General features: G+C 69.6%; 6 protein-coding genes. All 6 read left to right on the plus strand.

All coding sequences use genetic code 11. From position 1 onward, the window contains the following. Positions 1-185: 185 nt before the first annotated feature. Positions 186-1181, plus strand: a complete 996-nt coding sequence (locus ACESL7_RS10035) for an MDR family oxidoreductase (RefSeq protein ID WP_372893188.1) — start codon at positions 186-188, stop codon at positions 1179-1181. Between the two features lie 225 nt (positions 1182-1406). Continuing rightward, positions 1407-1820, plus strand: a complete 414-nt coding sequence (locus ACESL7_RS10040; protein ID WP_372893189.1) for a universal stress protein — start codon at positions 1407-1409, stop codon at positions 1818-1820. A gap of 63 nt (positions 1821-1883) precedes the next feature. Beyond that, positions 1884-3536, plus strand: a complete 1653-nt coding sequence (locus ACESL7_RS10045) for a BCCT family transporter (RefSeq protein ID WP_372893190.1) — start codon at positions 1884-1886, stop codon at positions 3534-3536. 135 nt (positions 3537-3671) lie between these two features. Then, positions 3672-5093, plus strand: coding sequence for a cryptochrome/photolyase family protein (locus ACESL7_RS10050; protein WP_372893191.1), 1422 nt, complete (start codon positions 3672-3674; stop codon positions 5091-5093). A gap of 78 nt (positions 5094-5171) precedes the next feature. After that, on the plus strand, positions 5172-6380 hold the full coding sequence (locus ACESL7_RS10055) for a class I SAM-dependent methyltransferase (RefSeq protein ID WP_372893192.1): 1209 nt from the start codon (positions 5172-5174) through the stop codon (positions 6378-6380). Next, positions 6380-6829: a TrgA family protein gene (locus ACESL7_RS10060; RefSeq protein ID WP_372893193.1), complete on the plus strand. Its 450-nt coding sequence runs from the start codon at positions 6380-6382 to the stop codon at positions 6827-6829. Before ACESL7_RS10055 ends, ACESL7_RS10060 begins: the two co-directional genes overlap by 1 nt. The last annotated feature ends 118 nt before the right edge of the window (positions 6830-6947 follow it).

Genomic DNA, 6947 nt, shown 5'->3' on the forward strand with positions numbered 1-6947 from the left:
ACGGTCGGGGGCCACACGGTCGAGCGCATCGCGTCTGGCGGCGGAGGTGGCCGCGGCTGCGTCGCATGCGGGCGCGGACCCGCCGGCAGGCAGGGGCGATGCCGGCGCGGACCCGCTGCGGGGGCCGGCCGCTTACCATTGAACGGGCGGGGCGGCCGCCCGCGACGGAGCGAGAGGGAGAAACGATGTTCAACGCGCTGGTGGTCGAGAAGGACGCGGAGAGCGGCAGGACGGAGGCCGCCGTCCGGGAGATCGGCAAGGACGACCTCCCCGAGGCGGAGGTCACGGTGGCGGTCGAGTATTCGACGCTCAACTACAAGGACGGGCTCTGCATCGGGCCGGGCGGCGGGCTCGTGCGCAATTATCCGCACGTGCCGGGCATCGACTTCGCGGGCACGGTGGAGTCCTCGGACGACGACCGATGGGCGCCCGGCGACAAGGTGATCCTGACCGGCTGGCGCGTGGGCGAGGCGCACTGGGGCGGGTACGCGCAGAAGGCGCGCGTCAAGCCCGAGTGGCTGGTGCCGCTGCCCGACGGCATGACGACACGGCAGGCGATGGCGGTGGGCACCGCAGGTCTGACCGCGATGCTCGCGGTGCAGGCGCTGGAGGATCACGGCCTCGCCGATCATCAGGGCCCGGTTCTGGTCACGGGCGCGACGGGCGGTGTCGGCTCGGTCGCCACCGCGCTTCTCGCCGCGGCGGGGCGCGAGGTGGTCGCGGTGACCGGCAAGCCGGAGCAGGCGGACTACCTGAAGGGGCTCGGCGCGTCGGACACGATCGCGCGCGAGGAGGTCGCGGAGCCCACGAAGAAGCCGCTCGAGTCCGAACGCTGGGCGGGCTGCGTGGACGCGGTGGCCGGCGCGATGCTCGGCCGGGTCCTCAAGCAGATGAAATACGGCACCTCGGTCGCGGCCGTGGGCCTCGCCGGCGGTGTGGCGATCGAGGGCGCGCTGATCACGCCCTTCATCCTGCGCGGCGTGAACCTTCTGGGAATCGATTCGGTCATGCAGCCCTATGCCAACCGTGTCCGTGCCTGGGAGCGGATCGCGCGCGATCTGCCGATGGACAGGCTCGAGGCGATGGTGCAGCCGGCGACGCTCTCCGACCTGCCGCGGCTCGGAGCAGAGATCCTCGAGGGCCGGATGCGCGGCCGCGTGGTCGTGGACGTCAACGCCTGATCCGGTCGCCCGGGGTTCGGAACCAGGGACCGGGCCGCCGCGTTCATCACATGCATTGAAAGCGATCACTTTCGTTGCATCGTGCCCTCGGACGGGTCTAGGCTCTGCACACAACCGAGGCGCCGCAGGCCGCGCGGCGCGTCCCGGTTCGGTCCCGGCGGGTCCGTTCACGCGGCGTGCCGCGGGAGATCCCCCAAGCCGCGCCACGAGACAGGAGGGACGTGCGTGTTCAAGAAAATCATGACGCCGGTGGACCTGGTCCATGCGGATACGCTGCAGAAGACGCTGCAATGCGCGGCCGATCTGTCGGGTCATTATCAGGCGCCGGTGGTCTACGTCGCCGTGACGGCGCCGCAGCCGACCAAGATCGCCCACACGCCGCAGGAGTTCGCGCAGAAGCTCGAGGCCTTCGCGAAGGAGCAGGGCGACAAGCACGGGATCACCACGGAGTCGCACGCGATCACCAGTCACGATCCGACCATCGACCTCGACGACCGGCTTCTCAAGGCGGTTGGCGAGACCGGATCGGACCTCGTCGTGATGGCGACGCATCCGCCCAACTTCACCGACTACATCTGGCCGTCGAACGGTGGCTATCTGGCGGAGCACTCCAAAGCCTCCGTCCTCCTCGTCCGCTAGAGGCGCCACGGCCGCGCGCGCGGCCGCGAGACACAAGACGAAATCAACAGAGGGAGGCCGCAGATGGCCGACGAAACAAGCCCGGGTATCCCGGCCCCCGAGGGGGACTCGGATATCATCGACACCGAGTACGAGATCGGTCAGGACAACATCGAGGGCCGCGTGGGGCCCTTCGGCTTCGACATCCACAACCCGGTCTTCGTGATCTCGGGGCTCGTGGTGACCCTCTTCGTCGCCTACGCGCTCATTGCGCCGGAGCATGCCAGCGACTTCTTCGGCTGGCTGCGCCCGGCGCTTACCGAGAGCTTCGACTGGTTCTTCATGCTGGCGGCGAACGTCTTCGTGCTGTTCTGCCTGCTGCTGATCGTGACGCCGGTCGGCTCCGTGCGGCTCGGGGGGGCGGAGGCGACGCCGGACTACGGCTATCTCGGCTGGTTCGCGATGCTCTTCGCAGCCGGCATGGGCATCGGGCTGATGTTCTTCGGGGTGCTCGAGCCGGCCTATTACTTCGGCACGCCCTGGGGAGATGCCCCGCTCGGGGCCGTGCGGCCCTTCACGGAGGACGGCGCGCTGATCCAGGAGAACGTGGAGGAGGCACGGCGCATCGCGCTCGCGGCGACCTCCTATCACTGGGCGCTGCATCCTTGGGCGATCTACGCGGTCGTCGCGCTGGCGCTCGCGCTCTTCTCCTACAACAAGGGCCTGCCGCTCTCGATCCGCTCCGCCTTCTACCCGCTCCTCGGTGAGCGCGTCTGGGGCTGGTGGGGTCACATCATCGACACGCTCGCGGTCTTCGCGACGCTCTTCGGCCTCGCCACGTCGCTCGGTATCGGGGCGCAGCAGGCCAACGCGGGGCTCAACTACATCTACGACGTGCCCAGCAACACGACGGTGCAGGTGCTGCTGATCATCGGGATCACCGCGATCGCACTGATCTCGGTGCTGCGTGGACTCGACGGCGGCGTGAAGGTTCTCTCCGAGATCAACATGACCATCGCGCTGCTGTTGCTGCTCTTCGTGCTCTTCGCGGCCGGTGCCGGCACAATCCTGAGCGAGTTCGTGGCCGGCCTCGGCGCCTACGCGACCGAGCTCGTGCCGCTCTCCAACCCGTTCGGTCGGGAGGACACCGGCTACATGCAGGGCTGGACAGCCTTCTACTGGGCGTGGTGGATCAGCTGGTCACCCTTCGTCGGCATGTTCATCGCCCGCGTGTCGCGCGGCCGCACGGTGCGGGAGTTCGTGATCTGCGTGCTGATCATCCCGTCGGTCGTCTGCATCCTCTGGATGGCGGTCTTCGGAGGCTCGGCGATCAACGACATGGTCGCCAACCCCGAAACCTCGGCGGTCACGGCGAACGTGATCACCGAGTACAACGACTCCGTGGCGCTCTTCGCCATGCTGGAGAGCCTGCCGCTCGCCGCGATCACCTCGACCATCGGGATCATCCTCGTGATCGTGTTCTTCGTGACCTCCTCGGACTCCGGTTCGCTCGTGATCGACACGATCACCGCCGGCGGCAAGGTGGACGCGCCGGTCACGCAGCGGGTGTTCTGGTGCACCTTCGAGGGGCTGGTGGCGATCGCGCTGCTGATCGGCGGGGGCCTGACCGCGCTGCAGGCGATGGTGATCTCCACCGGACTGCCGTTCACGGTCATCCTGCTGATCATCTGCTGGGCGATCTACAAGGGCCTGATGGACGAGCGCCGCAAGGCGTGACGGAGCGCCGCGGGGCAGATCCCGCGGGGCCGACTGACGTCGCGGCGCGGGCCTTCGGGTCCGCGCCGTTCCGTTTGACGGGCACGGTTTCGCGCTATGTCACCCGGCGACGCGTTGGCGCAACCCCGGATTCCCGTGACACAGACCGCCCCGATCCTCCTCTGGTTCCGCCGCGACCTGCGGCTCTCGGACCATCCCGCGCTTTCCGCGGCGGTCGCGAGCGGGCGGCCGGTGATCCCCGTTGTCCTGCGCGATCCGCTCGTGGATGGCCTCGGCGCGGCGCCGCGCTTCCGGCTCGGGCTGGGGGTGGCGCATTTCGCGGAGGCGCTCGCCGAAAAGGCCAGCCGGCTGATCCTGCGGTCCGGCCCGGCGCTCGCCACCCTGCGCGCGCTGGTGGCGGAGACCGGGGCGGGCGCGGTCTGGTGGACGCGGGCCTACGACCCCGAGAGCGTGGCTCGGGATACCGAGGTGAAGGCCGCGCTCAAGGGCGACGGCCTCGACGCGCGGAGCTTCGGCGGGCACCTGATGTTCGAGCCCTGGACCGTCGAGACGAAGGACGGCGGCTTCTACAAGGTCTACACGCCCTTCTGGCGCGCCGTGCGCGGGCGCGAGGTCGATGCGCCCCTGCCGGCGCCGGGCACGCTTCCGGCGCCCGAGGCATGGCCCGACAGCGAGCGCCTCGCGGACTGGCGCCTCGGCGCGGCGATGGACCGCGGCGCGGAGATCGTGGCGCCGCACGCCCAAGTGGGCGAGCGCGCGGCGCAGGGCCGGCTCGGGCACTTCATGGCGCATGTCGTCGAGGGCTACGGCGAGAGCCGGGACCGCCTCGCCGAGGACGGCACCTCCTGCCTGTCGGAAAACCTGAGCCTCGGCGAGATCAGCCCGCACCAGTGCTGGCACGCCGGGCTGCGCGCGATGGAGGAGGGCAAGGCCGGCGCCGACACCTTCCTGCAGGAGCTCGTCTGGCGCGAGTTCGCCTATCACCTGATGCACCACACGCCGCGGCTGACCTCGGCCAACTGGCGGACGGAGTGGGATGCCTTCCCGTGGTCCGAGGACGCGCATGCGGCGCAGGTCCGCGCCTGGCAGCAGGGGCGCACGGGCATCGAGATGGTCGATGCCGGGATGCGCGAGATGTATGTGACGGGGCGGATGCACAACCGCGCCCGCATGATCGTGGCGAGCTACCTGACCAAGCACCTGATGACGCACTGGAAGGTCGGGCTCAGGTGGTTCGAGGATCACCTGATCGACTGGGACCCGGCCTCCAACGCGCTGGGCTGGCAGTGGTCGGCGGGCTCGGGGCCGGACGCGACGCCCTATTTCCGCGTGTTCAACCCGGTCACGCAGGCGAAGCGTTTCGACCCGGATGCCGAATACCGCCGGCGCTGGATCGCGGAAGGGCAACGCCGGCCGCCCGAGACGGCGCGCGCCTATTTCGACGCGATCCCGCGGCGGTGGGGCCTGTCGCCGGACGACGCCTATCCGGCACCGGTGGTCGAGCCGGCCGAGGGTCGCAAGATCGCGCTCGCGGCCTACGAGGCAAGGGACTTCTGAGGCGCATGCGTCTCGCGGGCTTGCCGCAGGCGGCGCTTTCGGCATAGCTAACAGCAAAGTGAAGATGGAAAGAGCCGCATGATCCTGACCACGACAGACGGCCAGTCCGGTCTGCCGCGCTATTTCGCGCGCATCTTCGACATGGCCTCGCGGATGCAGGCGGGGCGCGTGGATTTCGTTCTCGACGACGGGCGATGCTTCCGCGCCGAGGGGGCGGCGCCCGGGCCCGTGGCCGAGATGCACATCCACGACGACGACGTCTTCGCCCGGCTGCTGCGGGACGGCGACGTGGGCTTCGCCGAGGCCTTCATGGACGGTGAGTGGAGCACGCCGGACCTGCAGGCCTTCATGGACCTGCTGCACGCGGGCAACGACGAGATCTACGAGGGCTTCCCCGGAATCGCGCTGGTGCGCGCGCTGGAGCGGCTGCGCTTCTGGCTGCAATCCAACACGAAGCGGCAGGCCAAGAGGAACATCGCGGCGCACTACGACCTCGGCAACGATTTCTACCGCCTCTGGCTCGACGACTCGATGACCTATTCCTCGGCGCTCTTCGAGACCGGGCAGGAGAGCACCGAGAAGGCGCAGGAGGCGAAATACGCCGCGCTGGCCGACAAGCTCGACGTGAAACCGGGCGACCATGTCCTCGAGATCGGCTGCGGCTGGGGCGGCTTCGCGGAATTCGCCGCGCGCGAGCGGGGCCTGCGGGTCACGGGGCTGACGATCAGCCAGGCGCAGTACGACTACGCGCAGGACCGCATCGCGCGCGCGGGCCTCTCCGACCGGGTGGAGTTCAGGTTGCAGGACTACCGCGACGAGCGCGGACAGTACGACGCGGTCGCCTCCATCGAGATGTTCGAGGCGGTGGGCGAACGCTACTGGCCGGTCTTCTTCGGCGCCCTCCGCGACCGGTTGAAACCGGGACGCCGCGCCGCGCTGCAGGTCATCACCGTCGAGGACAAGCGGTGGGAGAGCTACCGCCGCAACGTCGACTTCATCCAGAAATACATCTTCCCCGGGGGGATGCTGCCGAGCCCTTCGGTCCTGCGCCGCGAGAGCGAGCGCGCGGGGCTCGCGGTCGCGGGCAGCCACGAGTTCGGCGAGAGCTACAGCCAGACGCTGCGCCGCTGGAACGAGAGCTTTGCCCGCGCCTGGCCGAAGGCGGAGGCGCTGGGCTTCGACGAGCGTTTCCGCCGGATGTGGGCCTATTATCTGACGTCCTGCGCCTCGCTCTTCCAGAGCGGCATGTGCGACGTGACGCAGATCACCGTGCAGCGGCCGGCCTGATGCCTACGGCGGCGCACCTTGTGGCCGCTCTCGTCCTCGCGGCGGTGGGGTGGTTCGCTTCCGAACTCGTGAAACCCGTGATCGAGGCCGAGACGGGGCGGAGCGCGTTCGGCCGCCTGTCGCTGATCAACCTCGTCATCGGCGCGCTGTGCGGCTGGATCGTGATCGGCAAACGCGCCGGGCGGGGGCTCTCGGCCGGGATCGGCAACGGCATCACCGGCGTCGCCGCGCTCGTCTTCTGGGCTCTGTTCGTGCAGGCGGTGGCCGAGATGGTGAACCGCTCGCTCGCGCGGCGCTACGACGGCCCGATGGAGGCGATCATCGCCGTCTTCGAGCTCATGCTGGACTATGCCGCCTTCCTCGCCGACGCGCAGGTGCTGATTGCGCTTGCGGGTGGCGCGCTGCTGGCCGGGCTCGCCGCCGAGGCCGCCGCGCGTCGCTGGCGCTGAAAGGAGGGCGCGTGCCCGAGGTCTTTCTGTACGGAACCCTGCGCCACGCGCCGCTTCTTGAGTGTGTGCTAAACGGTCGGCCGGCCGCCGTCCGGCCCGGCCATCTTGCGGGCCGCGC

It is taken from the genome of Rhodosalinus sp., from assembly GCF_041685465.1.
Classification (GTDB): domain Bacteria; phylum Pseudomonadota; class Alphaproteobacteria; order Rhodobacterales; family Rhodobacteraceae; genus Rhodosalinus.

Coding starts and splice junctions, on each gene's coding strand:
- ACESL7_RS10035 (WP_372893188.1), top strand. CDS start 186: ATGTTCAACGCGCTGGTGGTCGAGAAGGACGCGGAGAGCGGCAGGACG.
- ACESL7_RS10045 (WP_372893190.1), top strand. CDS start 1,884: ATGGCCGACGAAACAAGCCCGGGTATCCCGGCCCCCGAGGGGGACTCG.
- ACESL7_RS10055 (WP_372893192.1), top strand. CDS start 5,172: ATGATCCTGACCACGACAGACGGCCAGTCCGGTCTGCCGCGCTATTTC.
- ACESL7_RS10060 (WP_372893193.1), top strand. CDS start 6,380: ATGCCTACGGCGGCGCACCTTGTGGCCGCTCTCGTCCTCGCGGCGGTG.